General features: G+C 53.9%; 25 protein-coding genes. 19 read left to right on the plus strand and 6 right to left on the minus strand.

All coding sequences use genetic code 11. The annotated features are described in order from the left end of the window. Positions 1–29: 29 nt before the first annotated feature. Positions 30–719, minus strand: coding sequence for a uracil-DNA glycosylase (ung, locus tag HV243_RS06255; protein WP_016154055.1), 690 nt, complete (start codon positions 717–719; stop codon positions 30–32). 317 nt (positions 720–1,036) lie between these two features. Here ung and grcA point away from each other — a divergent pair, with 317 nt between their 5' ends. Next, the gene (gene grcA / locus HV243_RS06260) at positions 1,037–1,420 is read left to right on the plus strand and encodes an autonomous glycyl radical cofactor GrcA (RefSeq protein WP_003037563.1); all 384 of its coding nucleotides are present in this window, start codon (positions 1,037–1,039) and stop codon (positions 1,418–1,420) included. A 112-nt stretch (positions 1,421–1,532) separates the two neighbouring features. Here grcA and srmB read toward each other — a convergent pair whose 3' ends face one another. Further along, positions 1,533–2,861, minus strand: a complete 1,329-nt coding sequence (gene srmB, locus HV243_RS06265) for an ATP-dependent RNA helicase SrmB (RefSeq protein WP_016157176.1) — start codon at positions 2,859–2,861, stop codon at positions 1,533–1,535. Positions 2,862–2,991: 130 nt separating this feature from the next. Here srmB and trmN point away from each other — a divergent pair, with 130 nt between their 5' ends. Next, positions 2,992–3,729 carry a tRNA(1)(Val) (adenine(37)-N(6))-methyltransferase TrmN gene (gene trmN, locus HV243_RS06270; protein WP_016154053.1) on the plus strand — a complete coding sequence of 246 codons (738 nt, stop codon included), beginning with the start codon at positions 2,992–2,994 and terminating at the stop codon, positions 3,727–3,729. Here the strand turns inward: trmN and nadB are convergent. Next, positions 3,714–5,336: an L-aspartate oxidase gene (gene nadB / locus HV243_RS06275; RefSeq protein ID WP_047358259.1), complete on the minus strand. Its 1,623-nt coding sequence runs from the start codon at positions 5,334–5,336 to the stop codon at positions 3,714–3,716. The genes trmN and nadB overlap by 16 nt on opposite strands. A gap of 305 nt (positions 5,337–5,641) precedes the next feature. On the opposite strand from nadB, the gene rseD reads away from it, so the two are divergent. From rseD to acpS, 12 genes are all read left to right on the plus strand, one after another. Beyond that, entirely contained in the window at positions 5,642–5,764 is a 123-nt protein-coding gene (rseD, locus tag HV243_RS06280) for a rpoE leader peptide RseD (protein WP_223306697.1), read from the plus strand. Next, positions 5,761–6,336: an RNA polymerase sigma factor RpoE gene (rpoE, locus tag HV243_RS06285; protein WP_003037573.1), complete on the plus strand. Its 576-nt coding sequence runs from the start codon at positions 5,761–5,763 to the stop codon at positions 6,334–6,336. Before rseD ends, rpoE begins: the two co-directional genes overlap by 4 nt. Positions 6,337–6,367: 31 nt before the next feature. After that, a complete protein-coding gene (rseA, locus tag HV243_RS06290; protein ID WP_019077408.1) occupies positions 6,368–7,018 on the plus strand; it encodes an anti-sigma-E factor RseA in 651 nt (216 codons plus the stop codon). Then, positions 7,018–7,974, plus strand: a complete 957-nt coding sequence (gene rseB, locus HV243_RS06295) for a sigma-E factor regulatory protein RseB (RefSeq protein ID WP_016154050.1) — start codon at positions 7,018–7,020, stop codon at positions 7,972–7,974. Before rseA ends, rseB begins: the two co-directional genes overlap by 1 nt. Next, on the plus strand, positions 7,971–8,435 hold the full coding sequence (gene rseC / locus HV243_RS06300; RefSeq protein WP_053389591.1) for a SoxR-reducing system protein RseC: 465 nt from the start codon (positions 7,971–7,973) through the stop codon (positions 8,433–8,435). Before rseB ends, rseC begins: the two co-directional genes overlap by 4 nt. 215 nt (positions 8,436–8,650) lie before the next feature. Further along, positions 8,651–10,450: a translation elongation factor 4 gene (gene lepA, locus HV243_RS06305; RefSeq protein WP_003037577.1), complete on the plus strand. Its 1,800-nt coding sequence runs from the start codon at positions 8,651–8,653 to the stop codon at positions 10,448–10,450. A gap of 15 nt (positions 10,451–10,465) precedes the next feature. After that, on the plus strand, positions 10,466–11,440 hold the full coding sequence (gene lepB / locus HV243_RS06310) for a signal peptidase I (RefSeq protein ID WP_016154048.1): 975 nt from the start codon (positions 10,466–10,468) through the stop codon (positions 11,438–11,440). Between the two features lie 269 nt (positions 11,441–11,709). After that, complete coding sequence (rnc, locus tag HV243_RS06315; RefSeq protein WP_003037579.1) at positions 11,710–12,390, plus strand: ribonuclease III; 681 nt, start codon at positions 11,710–11,712, stop codon at positions 12,388–12,390. Further along, on the plus strand, positions 12,387–13,292 hold the full coding sequence (gene era / locus HV243_RS06320; RefSeq protein WP_003037581.1) for a GTPase Era: 906 nt from the start codon (positions 12,387–12,389) through the stop codon (positions 13,290–13,292). The genes rnc and era overlap by 4 nt, the downstream gene beginning before the upstream one ends. 132 nt (positions 13,293–13,424) lie before the next feature. Then, positions 13,425–14,153 carry a DNA repair protein RecO gene (gene recO, locus HV243_RS06325; RefSeq protein WP_016154047.1) on the plus strand — a complete coding sequence of 243 codons (729 nt, stop codon included), beginning with the start codon at positions 13,425–13,427 and terminating at the stop codon, positions 14,151–14,153. 15 nt (positions 14,154–14,168) lie between these two features. Next, a complete protein-coding gene (gene pdxJ, locus HV243_RS06330; RefSeq protein ID WP_016157172.1) occupies positions 14,169–14,900 on the plus strand; it encodes a pyridoxine 5'-phosphate synthase in 732 nt (243 codons plus the stop codon). Continuing rightward, positions 14,900–15,280, plus strand: coding sequence for a holo-ACP synthase (gene acpS / locus HV243_RS06335; RefSeq protein ID WP_003037588.1), 381 nt, complete (start codon positions 14,900–14,902; stop codon positions 15,278–15,280). The genes pdxJ and acpS overlap by 1 nt, the downstream gene beginning before the upstream one ends. Positions 15,281–15,320: 40 nt before the next feature. Here the strand turns inward: acpS and HV243_RS06340 are convergent, their stop codons facing one another. Both HV243_RS06340 and HV243_RS06345 read right to left on the minus strand, forming a co-directional pair. Beyond that, on the minus strand, positions 15,321–15,581 hold the full coding sequence (locus HV243_RS06340) for a YfhL family 4Fe-4S dicluster ferredoxin (RefSeq protein ID WP_003037590.1): 261 nt from the start codon (positions 15,579–15,581) through the stop codon (positions 15,321–15,323). 55 nt (positions 15,582–15,636) lie between these two features. After that, the gene (locus HV243_RS06345; RefSeq protein WP_016154045.1) at positions 15,637–16,485 is read right to left on the minus strand and encodes a MurR/RpiR family transcriptional regulator; all 849 of its coding nucleotides are present in this window, start codon (positions 16,483–16,485) and stop codon (positions 15,637–15,639) included. 117 nt (positions 16,486–16,602) lie between these two features. On the opposite strand from HV243_RS06345, the gene murQ reads away from it, so the two are divergent. The 4 genes from murQ to tadA all read left to right on the plus strand — a co-directional run bounded on the left by murQ (position 16,603) and on the right by tadA (position 20,064). Next, entirely contained in the window at positions 16,603–17,496 is an 894-nt protein-coding gene (gene murQ / locus HV243_RS06350; protein ID WP_019077406.1) for an N-acetylmuramic acid 6-phosphate etherase, read from the plus strand. Positions 17,497–17,505: 9 nt separating this feature from the next. Beyond that, complete coding sequence (locus tag HV243_RS06355; protein ID WP_053389592.1) at positions 17,506–18,870, plus strand: PTS transporter subunit EIIC; 1,365 nt, start codon at positions 17,506–17,508, stop codon at positions 18,868–18,870. 3 nt (positions 18,871–18,873) lie between these two features. Next, a complete protein-coding gene (gene yfhb / locus HV243_RS06360; protein WP_016157167.1) occupies positions 18,874–19,509 on the plus strand; it encodes a phosphatidylglycerophosphatase C in 636 nt (211 codons plus the stop codon). A gap of 90 nt (positions 19,510–19,599) precedes the next feature. Then, positions 19,600–20,064: a tRNA adenosine(34) deaminase TadA gene (gene tadA, locus HV243_RS06365; protein ID WP_230675888.1), complete on the plus strand. Its 465-nt coding sequence runs from the start codon at positions 19,600–19,602 to the stop codon at positions 20,062–20,064. Between the two features lie 48 nt (positions 20,065–20,112). On the opposite strand, the gene mltF is transcribed toward tadA, so the two are convergent. After that, a complete protein-coding gene (mltF, locus tag HV243_RS06370; protein WP_016154040.1) occupies positions 20,113–21,663 on the minus strand; it encodes a membrane-bound lytic murein transglycosylase MltF in 1,551 nt (516 codons plus the stop codon). Positions 21,664–21,920: 257 nt separating this feature from the next. On the opposite strand from mltF, the gene purL reads away from it, so the two are divergent. Continuing rightward, positions 21,921–25,808, plus strand: coding sequence for a phosphoribosylformylglycinamidine synthase (gene purL / locus HV243_RS06375; RefSeq protein WP_053389593.1), 3,888 nt, complete (start codon positions 21,921–21,923; stop codon positions 25,806–25,808). The last annotated feature ends 499 nt before the right edge of the window (positions 25,809–26,307 follow it).

Consider the following 26,307-nt stretch of genomic DNA (forward strand, 5'->3'; position numbering starts at 1 on the left):
AAAAATGCCAGCGATTCGCTGGCATTTTTTTACTCGCTTTCTGCTGGTAATACCGGCGTCCAGTCAATCGGCTTTTCACCTCGCTGTTCCAGCCACTCATTAGCCAGTACAAAATGATTGCAGCCAAAGAAACCGCGATGCGCAGAGAGCGGTGATGGGTGCGGCGCTTTCAATACATGGTGACGCTGCGCATCAATAATCGCACCTTTCTTTTGTGCGTGTGAACCCCAGAGCAGGAATACCACGCCTTCCCGATGTTGGTTAATCAGGCTGATGACTTTATCGGTAAATGTTTCCCATCCCAGACTGGCGTGCGAATGTGCCTGCCCGGCACGGACGGTAAGCACGGTGTTGAGTAACAGCACACCCTGGCGTGCCCAGCTTTCCAGATATCCGTGCGTTGGGCGTGTGAAGCCTGGAATCGTTGCTTCCAGCTCTTTGTACATGTTCAGCAACGAGGGCGGGGTGGCAATACCGGGGCGGACAGAAAACGCGAGACCGTGTGCCTGGCCCGGACCGTGGTATGGATCCTGCCCCAGGATGACGACTTTCACGTCGCCAAGTTCGGTAAAGCGAAAAGCGTTGAATACATCTTTTTGTGGCGGATAAATTGTCATACCTGACTGACGCTCGCCCGCCACAGTATGCAGCGTGTTAACAAAATAAGGCTGCTGTTTCTCTTCTGCCAGCACATCGTGCCAGGTTAATTCGGTGGCCATCTCGCTCTCCTGCGAATTTTCAATCCCCCTAGCTTAACTGCTTCTTTCGGCGTCGCAAAATTCTGAACGTTTCTCAAGGGTCTATCCCTTAAAGATAGTTGAAAATTTATGTAAAAAGTTTAGCTGTGCATGTGGCGTAAGTTGATGTAAAACAATAAAATCCACCTATCACCACTTTTCGTGTGTGGTTTTTATTGATTTAAATCAAAGATTCAAGGGTGTGTGAGGGGTATATATACACTCAAGCAACAATGGTTTTACCAATTGGCCGGATGACGGCCAACCGAGATCAAATAATTTTGCCGGGGAGGCATCAAATGATTACAGGTATCCAGATTACTAAAGCTGCAAATGACGACCTGCTGAACTCTTTCTGGCTGCTGGACAGCGAAAAAGGCGAAGCACGCTGCATCGTTGCGAAAGCAGGTTTCAATGCTGATGAAGTCGTTGCTGTCAGCAAACTGGGTGAAATCGAATACCGTGAAGTACCGGTAGACGTACAGCCGGAAGTCCGTGTGGAAGGTGGTCAGCACCTGAACGTGAACGTTCTGCGCCGCGAAACTCTGGAAGATGCGGTTAAGCATCCGGAAAAATATCCGCAGCTGACCATCCGTGTTTCTGGTTATGCCGTGCGTTTCAACTCTCTGACGCCAGAACAGCAGCGCGACGTTATTGCTCGTACCTTTACTGAGAGCCTGTAAGGTTCACGGGGAATAACCCCGTCTGGCAGAGAATCTGAAAGCGGAAGATGCCAACGTATCTTCCGCTTTTTTGTGCACAAAAAATGCCGGGCTAAACGGCCCGGCATTCGGTTTACTCTTTGTCGGACTGCTGGGTAGCAGCTCCGCTCGGCTTACGGCGTTTGCCGACATTTTTGGCGTCGCGGTGACGTTTTTTCACCCGCGGTTTCTCTTTCTCTTTTGCTTTTTGCTCGGCGCGCTTCGCCAGCACTTTCTTGGATGGCTTACCGTTAGATTTCTCACTTGGCGCGCGCGTGGTTGGACGCAGTTCGTCGATGACGCGTGCTTTCAGTGGCTCGTCAATATAGCGGCTCGCTTTGCCGAGCAGCAGATGGTCGTGGGCTTCAACCAAAGAGATCGCAGTACCTTTACGGCCTGCACGACCGGTACGGCCAATGCGGTGCAGATAGGCATCGCCACTGCGCGGCATGTCGAAGTTAAACACGTGGCTGACGTCAGGAATATCGATCCCACGAGCGGCAACGTCGGTTGCTACCAGTACGTTCACACGACCATCGGTCAGGCGTTTGATCGCTTCATTACGTTTGTTCTGCACCATCTCGCCTTCGAGATAGCAGTTATTAATGCCCGCCTGGCGCAGCCAGCCTGCCAGCTCGTGCACACGCTCGCGTTTACGTACGAAGACAATCGAGCGGGTCGCTTCCGGCTGTTTTAACAAATGGATCAGCAGGGCAGTTTTGTGCTCGATGTCATCGGCACGGTAGTAAAACTGATGAATCTTCTTGCGTTCGCGGGTAGACGGATCCGCCGAAACTTCGACCGGATCCTCCAGCAGACGCTCAGCAAAATCTTTGATCGCATCGCCTTCCAGCGTGGCGGAGAACAGCATAGTTTGCTTACGCCAGCGGGTTTCTCCAGCGATATGCTCGATGTCCTGGGCAAAGCCCATGTCCAACATGCGGTCTGCTTCATCGAGGATTAGTGTCTCAACCGCATGACAGTCGAAGTTTTCTTCTTTAATGTACTGCAGCAGACGACCGGTAGTGGCGACCACGATGTCCTGGTTTTCGCTAAAGACTTCCATGTGGTTCATGTAAGCCACGCCGCCGGTAATCGTGGCGATATCCAGATGCGTATTCTTCGCCAGTTCACGGGCGTGTTCGGCAACCTGCATCGCCAGTTCGCGCGTCGGTGTCAAAATCAAAATGCGCGGCGGGCCAGATTTCTTGCGCGGGAAGTCGAGCAGGTGCTGCAACGCTGGCAGCAAATATGCCGCCGTTTTACCGGTGCCTGTCGGCGCAGAACCGAGTACATCACGGCCATCGAGCGCAGGCGGAATGGCGGCAGCCTGAATGGCGGTCGGGCGAGTGAAACCTTTTTCCTGGAGGGCATCCAGAAGGCTTTCATCGAGTTCAAGTTCGGAAAAAGTCGTTACAGTCATGTTCTACCTCTGAGTGGGGCGCTGATTATAGACGTTACGGCTGCAATCTTCATCTGTTTGTATGGATATACCTTCTCAGGTATTGTTTTTATCCTATGTTATCGTTTTTTTTCCAGGAAGGTTGTTCTTCATGCCCCAGTCTACATCCGTACTTAGACGTAATGGATTTACTTTTAAGCAGTTTTTTGTGGCACACGATCGTTGTGCAATGAAAGTCGGAACGGACGGCATTTTATTGGGGGCCTGGGCCCCTGTTGCTGGCGTAAAGCGGATCCTGGATATTGGTACCGGGAGCGGCCTGTTGGCGCTGATGCTGGCCCAGCGCACAGATGAAAACGTCATCATTGACGCTGTGGAGCTTGATGTTGATGCCGCGCAGCAGGCGCAGGAGAACATCGCGCAATCCCCGTGGATGCATCGCGTGAACGTTCATACGGAAGATGTGCAGCAGTGGGTACCGCGCCAGACCGTGCGCTTTGATTTGATCATCAGCAACCCTCCCTATTATGAACAGGGAGTGGAATGTGCCACGCCGCAGCGCGAGCAGGCTCGCTACACCACCACGCTCGATCATCAAGTATTGCTGACGCTGGCGGCAGACAGCATTACGGAAGAAGGTTTTTTCTGTGTGGTGCTGCCCGAACAGATTGGTAACGCATTTTCCCAGCAGGCACTGGGCATGGGCTGGCATCTGCGATTGCGCACGGATGTAGCAGAAACCGAGGCCCGACTACCGAATCGGGTACTGCTGGCATTCTCCCCGCAGGCCGGGGAGTGCTTTAGTGACAGGCTGGTGATCCGTGGGCCAGACCAACGTTACTCTGAAGGTTACACGGCGCTGACCCAGGCGTTTTATCTGTTCATGTGATGACTTAGCGGCGAGAGAATGGACGGGCCTGCCTCTGGAAGCTGTTCAGGATAATCCAGCGTATAGTGCAGGCCCCGACTCTCTTTACGCATCATCGCGCAGCGGACAATCAGCTCAGCAACCTGCACCAGATTGCGCAGTTCCAGCAAGTTGTTCGACACGCGGAAATGAGCGTAATACTCGTCGATTTCCTGTTGCAACATGGTGATACGGCGTAGGGCGCGCTCCAGACGTTTAGTTGTGCGCACGATACCGACGTAATCCCACATAAATAGCCGCAGCTCATGCCAGTTATGCTGAATCACAACCAGTTCATCCGGGTTTTCTACCCGGCTTTCATCCCAATCCGGGAGGGTGCTGACGCTGCGAGCATAAGGCATTCGCCTGTCGATATCTTCAGCCGCGGACCAGCCGTAAACCAGGCACTCCAGTAATGAGTTTGACGCCATCCGGTTGGCTCCATGCAGGCCGGTGTAACTCACTTCGCCGATCGCATACAGCCCGTCGACATCCGTACGGCCAAAGTCATCCACCATCACGCCGCCGCAGGTATAGTGCGCGGCAGGAACGATGGGAACCGGCTCTTTGGTCAAATCGATGCCCAGTCCCAGCAATTTTTCATAAATCATCGGGAAATGCTGACGAACAAATTCTTCCGGTTTATGGCTGATGTCGAGAAACATGCAGTCAGCGCCCAGGCGCTTCATTTCGTGGTCAATGGCGCGGGCAACAATATCGCGGGGAGCCAGTTCGCCACGCTCGTCAAAATCGGGCATAAAGCGCGAACCGTCCGGGCGCTTCAGATGTGCGCCTTCGCCACGCAGCGCCTCGGTTAGCAGAAAGTTGCGCGCCTGCGGATGATACAGCGCCGTCGGGTGAAACTGGTTAAATTCCAGATTGGCGACACGGCATCCCGCGCGCCAGGCCATCGCAATCCCATCACCCGAGGAAATATCTGGATTGGTGGTGTATTGGTACACCTTTGACGCGCCGCCGGTGGCCAACACTACTGACTTGGCATGGCAGGTTTCTACGGCTTCTTTATTACGGTTCCAGATCCAGGCTCCGACAACCCGACGCGTTCCCGGCAGACCGATTTTATCGGAGACAATCAGATCGACGGCATTACTGCGCTCAAGAACCCGTATGTTGGGGTGATTTTGTGCCTGGCTGACGAGGGTGGTTTCGACTTCTTTACCGGTGGCATCCGCAGAGTGCAGAATGCGTCGATGGCTATGACCACCTTCACGGGTCAGGTGATAGCTCTCCTCACCGTTGGGCTGAACCTGCGTATCAAATAAGACACCCTGATCGATAAGCCACTGAACGCAGGTGCGGGCATTGCTGGCGACAAATTCAACCGCATGGCGATCGCACAGGCCGGCCCCGGCAATCAGAGTATCTTCAACGTGGGAGTCGATGCTGTCGGTTTCATCAAACACCGCGGCAATACCGCCCTGGGCATAAAATGTCGAGCCTTCGCTTACCGGACCTTTGCTCAGGACAATAACCTGATGTTTTTCGGCCAGGCGCAGCGCCAGTGAGAGTCCGGCAGCCCCGCTGCCAATGATCAGCACGTCACAGGATAATTCAGGAGTCGTATTCATGATTTTTGTTTAATTTACTAAACATTGTTTGGTCACCATAGCACCACATTGCGCGATACTGCACGTTTTATTTTTAAATGTGTTGCAGTGACTAAACATGAAAAAAAAGCATGACGAGGACGAAATGAGCAAAAATATTTTGTGAAGCAGGCCGTTAGCACCAGATTATGTGATGAAATTAAGTGGCCGTTGGGTTACTCTGCAAGCGGTGAAATGGGCATTTCTAAACAGATAGTGCGTCGATCGGATTATGTAGACTTATAATGAGAGATAAGACCTGTCTACAACATGACAAACAAAAAACAATGCGTAACGGAACTTTACGAAACTTGAGCACTCTAAGCATTTGCTTGCTCATAGTGAAGCTGATGGAGTGGCGTTTCGAAGGCGCGTGGAAATTTGGTTTGGGGAGACTTTACCTCGGATGAGCGAGCAGTTAACGGACCAGGTCCTGGTAGAACGGGTCCAGAAGGGAGATCAGAAAGCCTTTAACCTACTGGTAGTGCGCTATCAGCATAAGGTGGCGAGTCTGGTTTCTCGCTATGTACCGTCGGGCGATGTACCCGATGTAGTACAAGAAGCATTTATCAAGGCCTATCGTGCGCTGGACTCGTTCCGGGGAGATAGTGCTTTTTATACCTGGCTGTATCGTATTGCAGTCAATACAGCGAAGAATTACCTGGTCGCTCAGGGGCGTCGTCCACCTTCCAGTGATATTGATGCGATTGAAGCAGAAAATTACGAAAGTGGCGGTGCGCTGAAAGAAATTTCGAACCCTGAGAACTTAATGTTGTCAGAAGAACTGAGACAGATAGTTTTCCGGACTATTGAGTCCCTCCCGGAAGATTTACGCATGGCAATAACCTTGCGGGAGCTGGATGGCCTGAGCTATGAAGAGATAGCCGCTATCATGGATTGTCCGGTAGGTACGGTGCGTTCACGTATCTTCCGAGCGAGGGAAGCTATTGATAATAAAGTTCAACCGCTTATCAGGCGTTGACGATAGCGGGATACTGGAAAAGGTATTAGGCATGCAGAAAGAAAAACTTTCCGCTTTAATGGATGGCGAAACGCTGGATACTGAGTTACTCAAAGAGCTGACTCAGGACCCGGAAATGCAAAAAACCTGGGAGAGTTATCACCTGATTCGCGATTCCATGCGAGGTGATACCGCCGACGTTCTCCATTTCGATATTTCCGCCCGCGTAATGGCTGCCATCCAGGATGAGCCAGTACGTCAGACGGTGCCATTGATTCCTGAGGCCCAGCCAGCACCGCACCAGTGGCAGAAAATGCCATTCTGGAAAAAAATGCGTCCATGGGCCGCGCAGCTTACCCAAATGGGTGTGGCCGCGTGTGTATCACTTGCAGTTATTGTTGGCGTCCAGCACTATAATGGGCAATCTGAAACGTCCCAGCAGCCCGAAACGCCGGTATTTAATACATTACCGATGATGGGTAAAGCCAGTCCGGTAAGCTTGGGTGTACCCTCTGACGCGACGGCCAGCGGCGGTCAGCAACAGCAGGTACAGGAGCAGCGTCGTCGTATTAATGCCATGTTGCAGGACTACGAACTGCAACGTCGACTGCACTCTGAACAGCTTCAGTTTGAGCAGGCCCAAACACAGCAAGCCGCTGTGCAGGTGCCAGGAATTCAAACTTTAGGAACGCAATCGCAGTAATGAAGCAACTTTGGTTTGCCATGTCACTTGTGGCTGGTAGCCTGTTTTTCTCTGTAAACGCCTCGGCCAATCCTGCGTCCGGGGCGTTGTTGCAGCAGATGAATCTGGCCAGCCAGTCGCTAACCTATGAGCTGTCATTTGTCAGCATCAATAAGCAGGGTGTTGAATCCCTACGTTATCGCCATGCCCGCTTGGATAACCGTCCGCTAGCGCAACTGTTGCAAATGGATGGACCGCGCCGGGAAGTGGTGCAGCGTGGCAATGAAATTAGCTATTTTGAGCCTGGTCTCGAACCGTTCACGCTGAACGGCGACTATATCGTTGACTCTCTGCCCTCTCTGATTTACACCGACTTCAAACGTCTTGCTCCCTACTATGACTTTATCTCAGTAGGTCGCACCCGCATTGCCGATCGGCTCTGTGAAGTGATCCGCGTAGTCGCCCGTGACGGTACGCGTTACAGCTATATCGTCTGGATGGACACGGAGACTAAGCTGCCGATGCGCGTCGATCTTCTCGACCGTGATGGTGAGACGCTGGAACAGTTCCGTGTTATCGCGTTTACCGTAAACAACGGCGTTAGCGATAGCATGCAGGCGCTGGCGAAAGCCAATCTACCGCCGTTGCTGTCAGTTCCTGCGGGTGAGAAAACCAACTTCAACTGGAGTCCGTCGTGGTTGCCGCAAGGCTTCAGCGAAGTTTCCAGCAGTCGACGTCCGCTGCCGACGATGGATAACATGCCGATCGAATCGCGCCTATATTCTGATGGCCTGTTCAGTTTCTCCGTGAACGTAAACCGTGCGATGCAAAACAGCGCCGATCAGCTGTTGCGAACCGGGCGTAGAACGGTTAGCACCAGCGTGCGTGATAACGCAGAAATTACGATTGTGGGCGAGCTTCCACCGCAAACGGCGAAGCGTATCGCGGACAATATTAAGTTCAGGGCTGCACAATGATTAAAGAGTGGGCGACAGTCGTCTCCTGGCAAAATGGTCTGGCGACGGTCAGCTGTGATGTTAAAGCATCATGTAGCAGCTGTGCTTCGCGGGCCGGATGCGGGAGCCGCGTGCTGAACAAACTTGGGCCGCAGACCACGCATATCATCGTGGTGCCCAGCGACGAACCCTTAGCGCCCGGTCAAAAAGTTGAACTGGGTATTGCCGAGGGTAGCCTGCTGGGTTCAGCGATGTTGGTCTACATGTCTCCGTTGGCGGGGCTCTTTCTCTTCGCGGCGCTATTCCAGGTGCTGTTTGGTTCCGACCTTGCGGCATTAAGTGGTGCCGTGCTGGGGGGCGTGGGCGGATTCCTGATTGCCCGTGGATACTCTCGTAAGCTTGCTGAGCGCGAAGCCTGGCAGCCGGTCATTCTGAACGTTGCTCTCCCACCCGATCTCATTCGCGTCGAAACCCCACAGTGATAGCTTTGCCTGATGGCGCTTGTGTCGCCATCCGGCAAAAGTTTCACCGACTTTGCAAAGTTGTTTCCAGTTCCCGCTATCCTTGCTCTATGAACATTTCCTCGCCTCAGCGTTGTAGTGTAGAATGCGGCGTTTCACTTAAACAGACGTTAAGCTCAGATCAGCGACTTCTCAGAGCCTGCTCAGGCGGGCGTAAGGCACAATAATTACACTATATGAAGAACATACGTAACTTTTCAATCATAGCTCACATCGACCACGGTAAATCGACGCTGTCTGACCGTATTATCCAGATCTGCGGTGGCCTGTCTGACCGTGAAATGGAAGCGCAGGTTCTCGACTCGATGGATCTTGAGCGTGAGCGCGGTATTACTATCAAAGCGCAGAGCGTGACGCTCGATTTCAAAGCATCTGATGGTGAAACCTATCAGCTTAACTTTATCGACACCCCGGGCCACGTTGACTTCTCGTATGAAGTTTCCCGCTCGCTTGCTGCCTGTGAAGGCGCACTGCTGGTGGTTGATGCCGGACAGGGCGTCGAAGCACAGACCCTGGCTAACTGCTATACCGCCATGGAAATGGATCTGGAAGTGGTGCCGGTACTGAACAAAATTGACCTGCCAGCCGCCGATCCTGAGCGTGTGGCGGAAGAGATCGAAGATATCGTCGGTATTGATGCGACGGATGCCGTTCGCTGTTCGGCGAAAACCGGCGTAGGCGTCACTGACGTTCTTGAACGTCTGGTGCGCGACATCCCGCCGCCGGAAGGCGACCCGGAAGGTCCGTTACAGGCGCTAATCATCGACTCCTGGTTCGATAACTACCTGGGCGTCGTGTCACTGGTGCGTATTAAAAACGGCACCATGCGTAAAGGCGACAAAATTAAAGTGATGAGCACCGGTCAGGTCTATAACGCTGACCGTCTGGGTATCTTCACGCCAAAACAGGTTGACCGTACCGAGCTGAAATGCGGCGAGGTGGGTTGGTTGGTTTGTGCGATTAAAGACATCCTGGGCGCACCGGTTGGCGATACCCTGACGCAGGCGCGTAACCCGGCGGACAAGCCGCTGCCAGGCTTTAAAAAAGTGAAGCCGCAGGTTTACGCCGGTCTGTTCCCGGTGAGCTCTGACGACTACGAAAACTTCCGTGACGCGCTCGGCAAGCTGAGCCTCAACGATGCCTCCCTGTTCTATGAACCGGAAAGCTCAACCGCGCTGGGCTTCGGCTTCCGCTGTGGCTTCCTCGGTCTGCTGCACATGGAGATCATTCAGGAACGTCTGGAACGTGAATACGATCTGGATCTGATCACTACCGCGCCGACCGTAGTCTACGAAGTCGAAACCACGGCGAAAGAGACGATCTACGTCGATAGCCCGTCCAAGCTGCCGCCGTTGAACAACATTTACGAACTGCGTGAGCCGATTGCTGAGTGTCACATGCTGCTGCCGCAGGCTTACCTCGGTAACGTCATCACGCTGTGTATCGAGAAGCGCGGCGTACAGACCAACATGGTTTACCACGGTAACCAGGTGGCGCTGACCTATGAAATTCCGATGGCGGAAGTGGTACTCGACTTCTTCGACCGTCTGAAGTCAACTTCTCGCGGCTATGCGTCGCTGGACTATAACTTCAAACGTTTCCAGGCGTCTGACATGGTGCGCGTTGATGTTCTCATCAACAACGAACGTGTCGATGCGCTGGCGCTGATTACCCACCGCGACAACTCCCAGAGCCGTGGTCGTGAACTGGTCGAGAAGATGAAAGATCTGATCCCTCGCCAGCAGTTTGATATCGCGATCCAGGCGGCCATTGGTACGCACATCATCGCGCGTTCAACGGTTAAGCAGCTGCGTAAAAACGTTCTGGCGAAATGCTACGGTGGCGATATCAGCCGTAAGAAAAAGCTGCTGCAAAAACAGAAAGAGGGTAAAAAGCGCATGAAGCAGATCGGTAACGTCGAACTGCCACAGGAAGCCTTCCTCGCCATTCTGCATGTCGGTAAAGACAGCAAATAATCTTAAGGAGTTGGCATGGCGAACATGTTTGCCCTGATTCTGGTGATTGCCACACTGGTGACGGGCATTTTATGGTGCGTAGATAAATTCATCTTCGCGCCTAAACGCCGGGAGCGTCAGGCAGCAGCGCAAGCTGCTGCAGGTGATTCACTGGATAAAGCAACGCTGAAAAAAGTGGCCCCTAAGCCAGGCTGGCTGGAAACCGGGGCATCCGTTTTCCCGGTTTTAGCTATTGTGCTGGTGGTGCGTTCATTTATTTATGAGCCGTTCCAGATCCCGTCTGGTTCGATGATGCCGACACTGCTTATCGGTGACTTTATCCTGGTGGAGAAATTTGCCTACGGGATTAAAGATCCGATTTACCAGAAAACGCTGATCGAAACCGGCCATCCGAAACGTGGTGATATCGTGGTGTTTAAATACCCGGAAGATCCGCGTCTGGACTACATCAAACGTGCTGTCGGTTTACCGGGAGACAAAGTGACGTACGATCCGGTGGCGAAAGAGGTAACTATTCAGCCAGGATGCAGTTCTGGTCAGGCGTGTGAAAACGCGCTGCCGGTAACGTACTCTGATGTTCAGCCAAGTGATTTTGTGCAGACATTTGCGCGTCGTAACGGCGGTGAAGCGACCAGCGGCTTCTTTGAGGTTCCGCTGAATGAAACGAAAGATAACGGTATTCGCCTCTCCGAGCGTAAAGAAACGCTGGGTGAGGTAACGCACCGCATTCTGACCGTGCCAATCGCGCAGGATCAGGTGGGGATGTATTACCGCCAGCCAGGCCAGCAGTTGGCAACCTGGATCGTCCCGCCGGGACACTACTTCATGATGGGTGATAACCGTGACAACAGCGCGGACAGCCGTTACTGGGGATTTGTGCCGGAAGCGAATCTGGTTGGTAAAGCAACCGCTATCTGGATGAGTTTCGATAAGCAAGAAGGCGAATGGCCGACCGGTGTGCGCTTAAGCCGTATTGGTGGCATTCACTAATCGCTGATAATCGTTCACGTTGTCGTCATTATGGCGACAGCGTGAATTATTTCTCGGATAAATTCCCGCAGACTAACGACATCCCTTGTCGTTGTGTATAGAATATTCCCCCGAAGTTTGAGGTTGGCACCGACAGGTTGCCACGGCACACGAAACAGCGTTGGTTTGTGTATAAATGCATTCAGCCGAAGCGGGATAGCTAAGCGAAATGCGTATATCAGGTCTGTTTCGTGTGCTGAATTGTTGACGCATTCATTTATTGGTATCGCATGAACCCCATCGTAATTAATCGGCTTCAACGGAAGCTGGGCTACACTTTTAATCATCAGGAGCTGTTGCAGCAGGCATTAACTCACCGTAGCGCCAGCAGCAAACATAACGAGCGTTTAGAATTTTTAGGCGACTCTATTCTGAGCTTTGTTATCGCTAATGCGCTGTATCACCGTTTTCCGCGTGTGGATGAAGGTGATATGAGTCGCATGCGCGCGACGCTGGTTCGCGGCAATACGCTGGCTGAATTAGCCCGTGAGTTTGACCTCGGTGAATGTTTACGTTTGGGGCCAGGCGAGCTGAAAAGCGGCGGTTTCCGTCGTGAATCGATCCTGGCAGATACCGTTGAAGCTTTGATCGGCGGCGTCTTCCTCGACAGCGATATTCAAACTGTTGAACAACTGATCCTGAACTGGTATCAGACTCGTCTGGATGAAATTAGCCCAGGCGATAAACAAAAAGATCCGAAAACGCGCCTGCAGGAATATTTGCAGGGTCGCCACCTGCCGCTACCGTCCTATCTGGTGGTGCAGGTTCGTGGTGAAGCACACGATCAAGAATTTACTATCCACTGCCAGGTCAGCGGCCTGAGTGAACCGGTGGTTGGCACAGGTTCGAGCCGTCGTAAGGCTGAGCAGGCTGCCGCCGAACAGGCGTTGAAAAAACTGGAGCTGGAATGAGCGAAGAGAAAACTTACTGCGGATTTATTGCCATCGTCGGTCGCCCGAACGTCGGCAAATCCACCCTGTTGAATAATCTGCTTGGGCAGAAGATTTCCATTACCTCACGTAAGGCTCAGACAACACGTCACCGTATTGTTGGCATCCATACCGAAGGTGCGTATCAGGCGATTTATGTTGATACCCCGGGCCTGCATATGGAAGAAAAACGGGCGATCAACCGCCTGATGAACAAAGCGGCAAGCAGCTCGATTGGTGATGTTGAACTGGTTATTTTCGTTGTGGAAGGCACCCGCTGGACGCCGGACGACGAAATGGTGCTCAACAAGCTGCGCGACGGTAAAGCCCCGGTTATTCTGGCTGTGAACAAAGTTGACAACGTTCAGGAAAAAGCCGATTTACTGCCGCACCTGCAGTTTCTGGCAAGCCAGATGAACTTCCTTGATATTGTCCCGATTTCTGCCGAAACCGGCCTGAATGTTGATACCGTTGCGGGCATCGTGCGTAAGCACCTGCCGGAAGCCATTCATCACTTCCCGGAAGATTACATCACCGACCGTTCTCAGCGCTTTATGGCGTCTGAAATCATCCGTGAAAAGCTGATGCGTTTTCTGGGGGCTGAACTGCCGTACTCCGTTACCGTGGAGATTGAACGTTTTATCTCTAACGAACGCGGTGGTTACGATATTAACGGGCTGATCCTCGTTGAACGTGAAGGGCAGAAGAAGATGGTTATTGGCAACAAAGGGGCCAAAATTAAAACCATCGGCATCGAAGCGCGTAAAGACATGCAGGAGATGTTCGAAGCGCCCGTTCACCTCGAGCTGTGGGTGAAAGTGAAATCCGGCTGGGCCGATGACGAGCGCGCGCTGCGTAGCCTCGGTTACGGCGACGACGTCTAATTTTTCATAGGTTATGGCTTTCGAGGTGCAGGAAGGCGGCAAGACCGCAGATCCTCGGGAGCTTACTCAAGTGAGTGACTGGGGTGAGTGGGCGCAGCCAACACACCTGCAGCTTGAAAGGCGGCGGGTATGATGGAAGGATGGCAACGCGCTTTTGTCCTGCATAGCCGCCCGTGGAGCGAAACCAGTCTCGTGCTGGACGTCTTCACGGAAGAATCGGGTCGTGTGCGCCTGGTGGCTAAAGGCGCGCGCTCCAAACGTTCTAATCTCAAAGGCGCGCTCCAGCCTTTTACTCCGTTGTTGCTTCGCTTTGGTGGACGTGGTGAGGTCAAAACCTTACGCAGTGCCGAAGCCGTTTCTCTGGCTCTCCCCCTTAGCGGTATCACACTGTACAGCGGCTTGTATATCAACGAGCTTATCTCTCGCGTACTTGAGTATGAGACCCGCTTTTCTGAACTCTTTTTCGACTACCTCAACTGTATTCAGGCGCTGGCTGGCGCGACGGGTTCGCCAGAGCCTGCGCTGCGTCGCTTTGAGCTGGCCTTACTTGGACATCTGGGGTACGGCGTCGATTTTACCCACTGTGCGGGTAGTGGCGAGCCGGTGGACGACACCATGACCTATCGTTACCGGGAAGAAAAAGGGTTTATCGCAAGCGTAGTGATTGATAACGCTACCTTTACCGGACGCCATCTGAAAGCACTCGAATCGCGTGAATTTCCGGATGCTGATACGCTTCGCGCCGCGAAACGCTTTACCCGCATGGCGTTAAAGCCGTATCTTGGTGGTAAGCCGTTAAAAAGCCGGGAACTGTTCCGGCAATTTATGCCAAAACGCGCAGTAAAAACAAAAAATGATTAACGAGGATGGATTGCCATGGCCGAATTACTGTTAGGCGTCAACATTGACCACATTGCCACTTTACGTAATGCACGCGGCACCGCATACCCTGACCCGGTTCAGGCGGCGTTTATCGTTGAGCAGGCGGGCGCAGACGGCATTACCGTACACCTGCGTGAAGACCGTCGCCATATTACCGATCGCGACGTGCGCATTTTGCGCCAGACGCTGGATACGCGTATGAATCTGGAAATGGCGGTAACCGAAGAGATGCTGGCGATTGCCGTTGAGACTAAGCCGCATTTTTGCTGCCTGGTGCCGGAAAAACGTCAGGAAGTGACGACTGAAGGTGGCCTGGATGTCGCTGGTCAGCGTGACAAGATGCGTGATGCCTGCAAACGCCTGGCGGATGCAGGCATTCTGGTTTCGCTGTTTATCGATGCTGATGACGAACAGATTAAGGCCGCTGCTGAAGTCGGCGCGCCGTACATCGAAATTCACACCGGCTGTTACGCCGATGCGAAAACCGACGCTGAACAGGCCAGCGAACTGGCGCGTATCGCCAAAGCGGCGACCTTTGCTGCCAGCCTTGGCCTGAAGGTTAATGCGGGTCACGGCCTGACGTACCATAACGTTAAAGCCATCGCGCGGATCCCGGAAATGCACGAGTTGAACATTGGCCATGCCATTATCGGCCGCGCGGTGATGAGCGGTCTGAAAGATGCAGTAGTCGAAATGAAGCGCCTGATGCTGGAAGCGCGTGGCTAATGGCGATTCTGGGATTAGGTACGGATATCGTGGAGATTGCCCGCATCGAAGCGGTGATCTCCCGTTCCGGCGACCGTCTGGCAAGACGCGTGCTCAGCGACAACGAATGGGCAATCTGGGAGACGCATCAGCAACCGGTGCGCTTTCTGGCGAAGCGTTTTGCGGTCAAAGAGGCGGCAGCAAAAGCCTTTGGTACCGGTATTCGCAACGGTCTGGCGTTTAATCAGTTTGAAGTCTTTAACGACGAACTCGGTAAGCCGCGTCTGCGGTTATGGGGGGAGGCGTTAAAACTGGCGGAAAAACTCGGTGTCGCACATATGCATGTGACGCTGGCCGATGAGCGTCACTACGCCTGCGCCACGGTGATTATCGAGAGCTAACGTTTCATCGGCCTGATAAGCATAGCGTCATCAGGCAACGTTACAGCTTATCGGCGTGGTGCATCAGTACAAACTTATCCCATAGCTGCTCTTCCGTTTCGACATGTGCCGGATCTTTCAAAATAGTATTGGGGATCGGGCACACCTTCTGACAGGTTGGTGTGTCGTAATGGCCTACGCATTCCGTACACTTGTCGCTGTTAATCTCGTAAATGCTGTCACCCATCGAAATCGCCTCATTCGGGCATTCGGGCTCGCACATATCGCAATTGATACACTTTTTAGTGATTAACAGGGCCATCAGGAAACTCTCAAAACATCACAAATCGGGCGGGCATTATACGCGCATTCTTTGCTCAGACCAGTTTTTTTACCAGTGCTTCGCTGTGGCGAATGCGTTCCGGAGCATGCTCCAGATCTTGCTGCACCAGCGCCATAAACAGTAAATCAGTGAGCATCATTTGCGCATGGGTAGAGGAAATCGCTGCGCTGCGCGTGGCCTGTTCTTCAGCAATCGTGTACAGACAATGAGTTGCGCGCTGTTGCAGGGCGTTAGGGGTAAATCCGGTGATGGCGAGAATTTTGGCTCCGGCGCGCAACGTTTCATCCGCAGCCAGGTTGAGTTCGCGGCGTTCTCCGGTATACGAAATGGCCAGCAGCAGATCGTTGGGTGAAAGCGCCTGCACCGCCGCCAGCAGGGCGTGCATATCGCGTTCAACCACCGCGTTAAAACCAATCTTTAGCAGTTTCCAGGCAAAATTCTGCGCTACCAGACCCGATGCGCCAATCCCGGTCAGGATAATGCGCCGGGCTGAGCGCAGCATTGTGACGCTCTCTATCAGTTTCTCTTCGCTGTTGACGTCCAGCGTCGCATGCATCGCCGCCACGTTCTCTTTAATCAGCTTTTCGCCCACCATACGCATGGGGTCGTCACCGCGAATCTGATTATGCACCGGAATGGAATGAGGGTTGGGATTGCTGGCCAACGCTTCGCTAATCGCCAGTTTCAGCGCCGGAAACCCTTTAAAGCCCATCTTTTGCGCGAACTTCACCACGCTGGACTGGCTGACGCCTGCTTCAAAGGCCAGCTGCTGTGAGCTGAGATGACGCGCGGTATCCGGCTGAGCAAGAAGATAATCCGCAAGTTTTTTATCGCTTTGCGCGAGGTCCGGGTAACGCTGACGAATGCGAATTAAACAGTTCATGCTGTCTCCTGGCGAAAACGTGATGGCGATTGCAAAACAAAATTTCACTCGCCTGGATGAATATAATATTCCATTATGACAGATTATTATGAATTAAAAATTCCTAAGGAACAAAAAATGAATCTCGGTGCATTAGTTTCAGAAACCCGCAATCCACAGACCATGGATCTGGATGCGCTCTCAACGTTGGAGTTGGTTCATCGATTTAATCAACAGGATACGCTGGTAGCGGAAGCAGTAAAAGCAACTCTGCCTCAAGTTGCGTGCGCGGTCGATGCGGCAGCTAACGCGTTAAAAGCCGGTGGACGCATTATTTACATGGGCGCAGGTACCAGCGGACGTCTTGGAGTGCTGGACGCGTCTGAGTGCCCACCGACCTTCGGTGTACCGCATGGTCTGGTGGTTGGGCTGATTGCCGGGGGGCCGGGCGCGCTGCTCAAGGCGGTAGAAGGCGCGGAAGATAACCCGCAGTTAGGCGAGGATGATCTGCGCGCACTCAACCTTACCGCACAGGATCTGGTGGTTGGTCTGGCGGCTTCAGGTCGCACGCCGTATGTGATTGGCGGGCTGAAATATGCGCGTTCGGTGGGTTGTACGACGGCGGCTATTTCCTGCAATCCGGATTCTCCTGTCGCGCATGAAGCGGATATTGCGATCTCCCCGGTGGTGGGACCGGAGGCGTTGACCGGGTCAACACGGCTGAAATCCGGCACCGCGCAAAAATTGGTGCTCAATATGATCTCCACCGGTGCGATGGTGAAATTTGGCAAGGTGTACCAGAACCTGATGGTGGATATGCAGGCAACCAACGTCAAACTGGTCGATCGAGCGTGCCGTATGGTGGTTGAAGCCACCGGCATTGCGCGTGAACAGGCGCAAGCGCTGTTAAAGCAGACTGATTTTGACGTTAAGCCAGCGATTTTAATGGCGCTCACCGGCCTGGATGCCGCTACCGCCCGTGAAAAGCTTGCCGCTCACCAGGGTTTTTTACGCGCGGCGTTAGAACACTAAGAGGTGTATATGGATAAGACGGCGGTGCTGGCCAGCGACATTCTGCTGGGCGTAGGCGGAGAGCAAAATATTCTGCGCCTGGAAAACTGTATGACCCGCGTCAGGGTGGAAGTTCAGGATGACGATCAGATTGATATTCCCCGTCTCAGGCAACTGCCCGGTGTTAGCGGTTACGTGAAGCAGGGCGCGCAGCATCAGATAATCGTCGGCCCCGGTAAAGCTGCCAAGGTGGTGGATGCCATGCGCTCCCTGATTGCCAGTGGCGGCGAGCGTGCAGATGTGAATAATATCGAGCGCACCAAATCAGAGGCCAAAGCGAAGTACAAAGCGCCAATGAGCGATGCGCTGCGCAAGCTGGCGAACGTCTTTATCCCTCTTATTCCGGCGTTTATCGCCTCCGGTTTGATCACCGGCATTATTAACATCCTTAAGCGACCGGATATCGTGGGGGATTTTGCGACCCATTATCCGAATATGCTGGGGCTGATGGGCATATTTGGTAGTGCCGTGTTTGCCATCATGAATATTCTGGTTGGGGTGAATACCGCCAAAGTCTTCGGCGGCTCTCTGGCGATGGGCGGGGTGATGGCGGGGATCCTCTCCAGTCCGCAGCTGGCGCAGATTACCCTGTTTGGCGAAGCGTTGCAGCCGGGGCGCGGCGGGGTGATCGCAGTGCTGCTGGTGGTTGCGCTGATGTGTTGGATCGAGCGCAAATTCCGCGAGCTGTTGCCGGAATCGCTGGAGCTTATTCTTAACCCGCTGCTGACCACCATCATTACCGGGGCCATCGCGATTGTGGCGCTACAACCGCTTGGAGGCTGGATTTCTGAATCTATCGCTCACGGCGCATCCTGGGCTATCGACCGCGGCGGGTTCCTGGTTGGTGCGATACTGGCGGGAACTTTCCTGCCATTGGTGCTCACCGGACTTCATCAAGGGTTGGTGCCCATCCACGTTGAGCTGGTACAGGCACACGGTTATAACGCGCTCTTTCCTATCCTGGCGATGGCAGGCGTTGGACAAGTAGGGGCTGCGATAGCGGTGTTGATGAAAACCCGCAATGCGCGGCTTAAGAAAGTGATCAAAGGAGCGCTGCCGGTCGGGCTGCTGGGTATTGGCGAGCCGCTTATTTTTGGCGTCACGCTGCCGTTGGGTAAACCGTTTATCGGTGCCTGTCTTGGCGGAGCGGTAGGCGGGGCGCTGATTAGCTACTGGAAGGTGGCGACGGTTATCACCTTTGGCATCTCCGGTTTGCCGCTGGCACTGACGATTGTTGCCGGAAAAGTGATGTTCTATCTGTTAGGCTATCTGGTAGCAGTTATCGCCGGGTTCCTGTTTACCTGGCTATTGGGGTTCAACGATCCAGAGGAATAAGGTTTGACCAATCACCAGCGCCGCGTTGTTTTTTTTGATTTGGATGGCACGTTACATCAGCAGGATATGTTCGGTAGCTTTATACGTTATCTGCTGCGTCGCCAGCCGCTGAATGCGTTGCTTGTGCTGCCTCTGCTACCGGTGATTGCGCTGGCGCTGCTGATACAAGGGCGCGCCGCCCGCTGGCCAATGAGCCTGCTGTTATGGGGATGCACTTTTGGTCGTAGCGAGGCGCGTCTGAAAGGGCATCAGGCAGACTTTGTGCGCTGGTTTCGCAGTAACGTGACGGCCTTTCCGCTCGTGCAGCAGCGGCTGACAACCTACCTGTTAAGCTCTGACGCCGAAATCTGGCTTATCACTGGCTCCCCGCAGTCGCTGGTCGAGCAGGTGTACTTCGACACGCCGTGGCTACCGCGTGTCAATCTGATCGCCAGTAAAATGGCGCGGGGATTCGGCGGGTGGGTGCTGCCTCTGCGCTGTTTGGGCCATGAGAAAGTGACGCAACTGGAACGCCACATTGGTGCGCCGCTTCAGCTTTATAGTGGCTACAGCGACAGTAATCAGGACAATCCTCTGCTCTCTTTTTGCCAGCATCGCTGGCGCGTCACGCCGCGCGGAGAGCTGCAACAACTCGAATAGAGTAAACGATAGCGTCTGTGTATAATGCGCCCGCTTTGATTACTGGAGTTACCCCCTTTGTCTGAAGTTGAATTTAGCCACGAATACTGGATGCGTCATGCTTTAACGCTGGCTAAGCGCGCCTGGGATGAGCGTGAAGTCCCGGTGGGCGCGGTATTGGTACATAACAACCGCGTGATTGGAGAAGGCTGGAACCGTCCGATTGGTCACCATGATCCGACTGCCCACGCTGAAATTATGGCGCTGCGTCAGGGCGGCCTGGTGCTGCAAAACTACCGTCTGTTGGATACCACGCTGTATGTCACTCTGGAGCCGTGCGTGATGTGCGCAGGCGCGATGGTGCACAGCCGTATCGGCCATGTCGTTTTTGGCGCGCGCGATGCGAAAACGGGGGCTGCCGGGTCATTAATGGATGTACTGCATCACCCTGGAATGAATCATCGGGTGGAGGTGACCGAAGGGGTGCTACGGGATGAATGCGCCACGTTGCTCAGTGATTTCTTCCGCATGCGTCGTCAGGAAATCAAAGCGCTGAAAAAAAACGCCAATTTGTAAATGCCGGTCTGATTGCCTGATGACGCTGCGCTTATCAGGCCTACGAGGCTACTTGCCCTCTTTTTTCTGCGGTGAAAACAGCAGGGAAGGGGAGTGCGACAGGTAATTTGACGACGTCTGAGACAAAAACGCCGAAAGCGGCAATTCATCTTTACCTATTAGCTCTGCCGGCGTCACCGCCGGGTAATCCTGCGCCAGTTGCTGCGTTTCAAGCGCCCGTTTTTCTTTCTCCTGCAGATACCCCACCAGACTAATCTGGTACTTACGGATATTTTCTACATAAGCGTAGGCTTCGTGGCCTCGCGCATAACCATAGGTCAGCTTGTTGTAATACGGCTTTTGGCTGAGCAGTGGCAGACGCTGTTTTACGTCGGACCAGCTGTTCGGATTGCCTTTGGTTTTCACGGTCAGCGCCCGTGCATCCAGCATGTGCGCATAACCCATGTTGTAGGCTGCGAGCGCAAACCAGATGCGTTCCCCTTCGGGGACGGTATCGGGCACTTTACTCATCATATCCTGCAAATACCGCGCGCCGCCGCTGATGCTTTGTTCGGCATCGGTACGGTCGGTAAGTCCGAGACTTTGAGCGGTATTTTTGGTCAGCATCATCAACCCGCGTACGCCGGTCGGGGAAGTGGCCTGCGCGTCCCAGTGTGACTCCTGATAAGAGATTGCGGCGAGCAGTCGCCAGTCTATCTCCTGAGCATATTTCTCAAACAGCGGCTTAAGGTCCGGCAATACGCTGTCTACGGCGCGTAAAAAGGTGCGGGTATCAACATAGTCAAAATCATCGCCATGTCCGAGATACTTTTCTTCTAGTCGCGCCAGAGAGCCGTCTTCATTCATGGTGTTAAAAAAATCCAACAGGGCGGCAGACAGCGTGTTGTCATCGTCCAGGCGACTAAACCAGGTCACCGGCTGTTCGTCAGATACGTCCAGCGCTACGGCCAGCTCAGGATGTACGCGTTGGTATAAGCTGATGGCGACGGAATCGGCAATGGTGTAATCCAGCTTCCCGGCGATAACATCATCAAGCAGTTCAGTGGTGCCCTTTTTGTCATCCACCTTCCAGCTCAGATCGGGAAATTTATTCTCTTTAAGTAACTGGAGATCGTTAACCACCACGTGTCCCGGGGCGATGGTCAGCTGATTTTCGTTCACAGTGGCAAGAGTGCGCGGGCGGTATTGCCCAACCCGATACACCAACTGTTGTGAAACCGAATAGTAGGTTGGGCCGGGCTGGTAATTTTTCACCCGCTCGCTGTTATATACCAGGCCTGCGGCTAACAGATCGGCATGGCCGTTATCCAGGTCGTCAAAGAGCTGGCTGATGTTCTGGCGCACGGTGACTTTTAACTTCACGCCCAGGTAGTTGGCGAACGCCTGAGTCAGTTCATAATCCAGGCCGAATTTCTTGCCGTTGAGGGTCGCGTAAGTTAACGGCGAGTCGAGGGTACTGACGCGCAGTTCTCCCCGCGACTGAATGGCGGCGATACGATTTTCGGCTTTACCGAACCAGGGAATAGATGGCCAGAGGGCCGCTGCCAACAACAGCGTTAATATGCCGATGAACAGATAATTAATCTTTAATTTTTTCAATTAGTTAATTCTCTGAACCGTACGTTGTCTCTGCCTGCTGTGGTGATGATTAAGAAGTGAAGTCGTCATTAATGAGCGGCATTTTGCTTAAACTTGCGTCAGTTGGCAACTTATTCAGAAACCAGACCGCATTTGATGATAAGAGAAGGTCGTGATTTTATTTCGACGCAAACGGTTTCGTCGGCGCGGTAGATTCTTTATAATGACGCCCGTTTCCCCCACTTGGGCACACCGAAAGCTTAGAAGACGAGAGACTTATGATGGAAATTCTGCGTGGTTCACCTGCACTGTCTGCATTCCGTATTAACAAACTGCTGGCACGTTTTCAGGCTGCCAACCTCCAGGTCCACAATATTTACGCCGAGTACGTCCATTTTGCCGATCTGAATGCACCGTTGAATGAGGATGGGCACGCCCAGCTTGTACGCCTGCTGAAATATGGTCCTGCTCTTCACAGCCATGCCCCTGAAGGCAAACTGCTGCTGGTTACGCCTCGCCCTGGCACCATCTCCCCGTGGTCTTCTAAAGCGACTGATATTGCCCACAACTGCGGCCTGCAACAGATTAGCCGTCTGGAACGTGGCATTGCCTGGTATGTAGAAGCCTCTACGCTGACCGCTGAGCAGTGGCAGATGGTTGCCGACGAACTGCACGACCGCATGATGGAAACGGTTTTCTCTGCGCTGAACGATGCCGAAAAACTGTTTGTCCATCACCAGCCTGCGCCGGTCTCCAGTGTTGATCTGCTTGGTGAGGGACGCCAGGCGCTGATCGACGCTAACCTGCGTCTCGGTCTGGCGCTGGCGGAAGACGAAATCGACTATCTGCAGGATGCGTTTACCAAACTGGGACGCAACCCGAACGACATTGAACTGTACATGTTTGCGCAGGCTAACTCCGAGCACTGCCGCCACAAAATTTTTAACGCTGACTGGGTTATCGACGGTAAACAGCAGCCGAAGTCGCTGTTCAAGATGATCAAAAACACTTTCGAAACCACGCCGGACCACGTGCTGTCTGCCTATAAAGACAACGCCGCGGTCATGGAAGGTTCTGAAGTGGGCCGCTACTTTGCCGACCACAAAACCGGCCGCTACGATTTCCATCAGGAGCCAGCCCACATTCTGATGAAGGTTGAAACCCACAACCACCCGACGGCTATCTCTCCGTGGCCGGGCGCGGCTACCGGCTCCGGCGGCGAAATCCGCGACGAGGGTGCAACCGGTCGCGGTGCAAAACCGAAAGCCGGGCTGGTGGGCTTCTCCGTTTCCAACCTGCGTATTCCTGGCTTTGAACAGCCGTGGGAAGAAGACTTTGGTAAGCCGGACCGTATTGTTACTGCGCTCGATATCATGACCGAAGGTCCGTTGGGCGGCGCGGCATTTAACAACGAATTCGGTCGTCCGGCGCTGACCGGCTACTTCCGCACCTACGAAGAAAAGGTCAACAGCCACAACGGCGAAGAGCTACGCGGTTACCATAAACCGATCATGCTGGCGGGCGGGATCGGTAACATCCGTGCCGATCACGTGCAAAAAGGTGAGATCGTCGTTGGCGCCAAGCTGATCGTCCTCGGCGGCCCGGCGATGAACATCGGGCTTGGCGGCGGGGCGGCCTCCTCTATGGCTTCCGGCCAGTCTGATGCCGATCTTGATTTCGCTTCGGTACAGCGCGACAACCCGGAAATGGAACGTCGTTGCCAGGAAGTTATCGACCGCTGCTGGCAGATGGGCGATGCGAACCCGATCCTGTTTATCCATGACGTTGGCGCGGGCGGTCTGTCTAACGCCATGCCGGAGTTGGTAAGCGATGGCGGTCGCGGCGGTAAGTTCCAGCTGCGCGATATTCTTAGCGACGAGCCGGGTATGAGCCCGCTGGAAATCTGGTGTAACGAATCCCAGGAGCGCTATGTGCTGGCGGTTGCCGCTGACCAGCTACCGCTGTTTGACGAACTGTGTAAGCGCGAGCGCGCGCCGTATGCGGTGATCGGTGAGGCCACTGAAGAACAGCATCTCACACTGAGCGACAGCCACTTCGATAACCAGCCGATCGACATGCCGCTGGATGTGCTGCTGGGTAAAACCCCGAAAATGACCCGCGATGTGCAGACGCTGAAAGCCAAAGGCGACGCCCTGAATCGTGGCGAAATCTCGATTGCAGATGCGGTTAACCGCGTGCTGCATCTGCCGACTGTCGCTGAGAAAACGTTCCTCGTGACGATCGGCGACCGTACCGTTACCGGCATGGTGGCGCGTGACCAGATGGTTGGTCCGTGGCAGATCCCGGTAGCCAACTGCGCGGTCACCACCGCAAGCCTGGATAGCTACTACGGTGAAGCGATGTCTATCGGTGAGCGTGCGCCAGTTGCGCTACTGGATTTCTCGGCCTCTGCGCGTCTGGCGGTAGGTGAAGCGCTGACTAACATTGCGGCAACGCAGATTGGCGATATCAAACGCATTAAACTGTCGGCTAACTGGATGGCGGCTGCGGGTCACCCCGGTGAAGATGCCGGGCTGTACGAAGCGGTAAAAGCCGTTGGGGAAGAATTATGTCCGGCGCTTGGCCTGACTATTCCGGTGGGCAAAGACTCTATGTCGATGAAAACCCGCTGGCAGGAAGGTAATGAGCAGCGTGAAATGACTTCGCCGCTGTCACTGGTGATCACCGCCTTTGCCCGCGTGGAAGACGTGCGCCACACGATAACCCCACAGCTCTCTACTGAAGACAACGCCCTGCTGCTGATTGACCTCGGTCTTGGTCACAACGCGCTGGGCGCGACGGCGCTGGCACAGGTTTATCGTCAACTGGGCGATAAGCCTGCCGACGTGCGTAACGTTGAGCAACTGAAAGGCTTCTACGACGCCATTCAGGCGCTGGTCGCGCAGCGTAAGCTGCTGGCCTACCATGACCGTTCCGACGGCGGACTGCTGGTTACGCTGGCGGAAATGGCCTTCACCGGTCACTGCGGTATTGACGCTGATATCCACTCTCTGGGTGACGATCGTCTGGCGGCGCTGTTTAATGAAGAGCTGGGCGCAGTGATCCAGGTTCGCGCTGCTGACCGTGAAGCGGTTGAGGTGTTGCTGGCACAACATGGCCTGGCAGATTGCGTGCACTATCTCGGCCAGGCGGTAACGGGTGACCGTTTCACCCTGAGCGCCAACGGTCAGCCGGTGTTCAGCGAAAGCCGCACCACGCTGCGCATGTGGTGGGCGGAAACCACCTGGCAGATGCAGCGTCTGCGCGACAACCCGGAGTGTGCCGATCAGGAACACGACGCGAAAACCAACGATGCCGATCCTGGCCTCAACGTTAAACTGTCGTTTGATATCAACGAAGATGTTGCCGCCCCGTACATCGCTACCGGCGCGCGTCCAAAAGTGGCCGTGCTGCGCGAGCAGGGCGTGAACTCCCACGTCGAAATGGCGGCTGCCTTCCACCGTGCGGGCTTTGACGCCATCGATGTGCATATGAGCGACCTGCTGGGCGGACGCATCGGTCTGGGTAACTTCCAGGCGCTGGTAGCCTGTGGCGGTTTCTCTTACGGCGATGTGCTCGGCGCAGGGGAAGGCTGGGCGAAGTCGATTCTGTTCAACAACCGCGTCCGTGATGAGTTCGAAACCTTCTTCCATCGCCCGCAAACGCTGGCGCTCGGGGTGTGTAACGGTTGCCAGATGATGTCTAACCTGCGTGAACTGATCCCGGGAAGCGAGCTGTGGCCACGCTTTGTGCGTAACCACTCCGATCGTTTTGAAGCCCGCTTCAGCCTGGTCGAAGTGACGCAAAGCCCGTCTTTACTGCTTGCCGATATGGTTGGTTCGATGATGCCGATTGCCGTTTCTCACGGTGAAGGCCGTGTGGAAGTGCGTGACGGCGCGCATCTGGCCGCGCTGGAGAGTAAGGGACTGGTGGCGCTGCGCTACGTTGATAACTTCGGTAAGGTGACCGAGACCTACCCGGCTAACCCGAACGGTTCGCCGAACGGAATTACTGCCGTTACTACTGAAAATGGTCGCGTCACCATTATGATGCCGCACCCGGAACGCGTATTCCGTACCGTGAGCAACTCCTGGCACCCGGAAAACTGGGGCGAGGACAGCCCGTGGATGCGTATCTTCCGCAACGCGCGTAAACAGCTCGGGTAATCAGCTCGATAACCTTTAAGCCCCTCTGCGTGAGGGGCTTTTTTTTGTCTGTCATTTTGTATGCCGCTATCCGACAATGCGTTTAAGTGTCGGGAAATCCCGACATAGGTGGGGTGACGTTGTCGTCAAAAAGAGACACTTAATCATATGATTTGCAATGACTTTATTTTTAAGTGCTGCAAGTGTTGCTGATTGGAGACGGTAAGGGTGAAAAATAGCCAAAATCATTTTTCATATGAATAAGAACATTTTCTATATTTATCATTGTGTTAATAAAGTGTTTTGAATATTGGCACAGATGCTGCATAATATAACCCAGTGGCTCATTCACCTTCTTATGTCAGCCCCTTCGGGACGTGCTACATAAACTTCGAATGACGCACAACAAGGTGCCTGCCGTCCAACATCTGATATTAGCATCGCTCATATCAACCTTCGGGCGAAACGTCGAGTTAGGCACCGCCTTATTCCACAACAAAGCCGGGTTAATCCCGGCTTT

Source organism: Citrobacter sp. RHBSTW-00599 (assembly GCF_013784065.1).
GTDB lineage: Bacteria > Pseudomonadota > Gammaproteobacteria > Enterobacterales > Enterobacteriaceae > Citrobacter > Citrobacter braakii.

Coding starts and splice junctions, on each gene's coding strand:
- grcA (WP_003037563.1), top strand. CDS start 1,037: ATGATTACAGGTATCCAGATTACTAAAGCTGCAAATGACGACCTGCTG.
- HV243_RS06345 (WP_016154045.1), bottom strand. CDS start 16,485: ATGAACTGTTTAATTCGCATTCGTCAGCGTTACCCGGACCTCGCGCAA.
- rseD (WP_223306697.1), top strand. CDS start 5,642: ATGCGTAACGGAACTTTACGAAACTTGAGCACTCTAAGCATTTGCTTG.
- rpoE (WP_003037573.1), top strand. CDS start 5,761: ATGAGCGAGCAGTTAACGGACCAGGTCCTGGTAGAACGGGTCCAGAAG.
- nadB (WP_047358259.1), bottom strand. CDS start 5,336: ATGAATACGACTCCTGAATTATCCTGTGACGTGCTGATCATTGGCAGC.
- tadA (WP_230675888.1), top strand. CDS start 19,600: ATGCGTCATGCTTTAACGCTGGCTAAGCGCGCCTGGGATGAGCGTGAA.
- HV243_RS06355 (WP_053389592.1), top strand. CDS start 17,506: ATGGATAAGACGGCGGTGCTGGCCAGCGACATTCTGCTGGGCGTAGGC.
- trmN (WP_016154053.1), top strand. CDS start 2,992: ATGCCCCAGTCTACATCCGTACTTAGACGTAATGGATTTACTTTTAAG.
- srmB (WP_016157176.1), bottom strand. CDS start 2,861: ATGACTGTAACGACTTTTTCCGAACTTGAACTCGATGAAAGCCTTCTG.
- rseA (WP_019077408.1), top strand. CDS start 6,368: ATGCAGAAAGAAAAACTTTCCGCTTTAATGGATGGCGAAACGCTGGAT.
- rseC (WP_053389591.1), top strand. CDS start 7,971: ATGATTAAAGAGTGGGCGACAGTCGTCTCCTGGCAAAATGGTCTGGCG.
- rnc (WP_003037579.1), top strand. CDS start 11,710: ATGAACCCCATCGTAATTAATCGGCTTCAACGGAAGCTGGGCTACACT.
- HV243_RS06340 (WP_003037590.1), bottom strand. CDS start 15,581: ATGGCCCTGTTAATCACTAAAAAGTGTATCAATTGCGATATGTGCGAG.
- acpS (WP_003037588.1), top strand. CDS start 14,900: ATGGCGATTCTGGGATTAGGTACGGATATCGTGGAGATTGCCCGCATC.
- lepA (WP_003037577.1), top strand. CDS start 8,651: ATGAAGAACATACGTAACTTTTCAATCATAGCTCACATCGACCACGGT.
- purL (WP_053389593.1), top strand. CDS start 21,921: ATGATGGAAATTCTGCGTGGTTCACCTGCACTGTCTGCATTCCGTATT.
- lepB (WP_016154048.1), top strand. CDS start 10,466: ATGGCGAACATGTTTGCCCTGATTCTGGTGATTGCCACACTGGTGACG.
- pdxJ (WP_016157172.1), top strand. CDS start 14,169: ATGGCCGAATTACTGTTAGGCGTCAACATTGACCACATTGCCACTTTA.
- rseB (WP_016154050.1), top strand. CDS start 7,018: ATGAAGCAACTTTGGTTTGCCATGTCACTTGTGGCTGGTAGCCTGTTT.
- murQ (WP_019077406.1), top strand. CDS start 16,603: ATGAATCTCGGTGCATTAGTTTCAGAAACCCGCAATCCACAGACCATG.
- recO (WP_016154047.1), top strand. CDS start 13,425: ATGGAAGGATGGCAACGCGCTTTTGTCCTGCATAGCCGCCCGTGGAGC.
- era (WP_003037581.1), top strand. CDS start 12,387: ATGAGCGAAGAGAAAACTTACTGCGGATTTATTGCCATCGTCGGTCGC.
- ung (WP_016154055.1), bottom strand. CDS start 719: ATGGCCACCGAATTAACCTGGCACGATGTGCTGGCAGAAGAGAAACAG.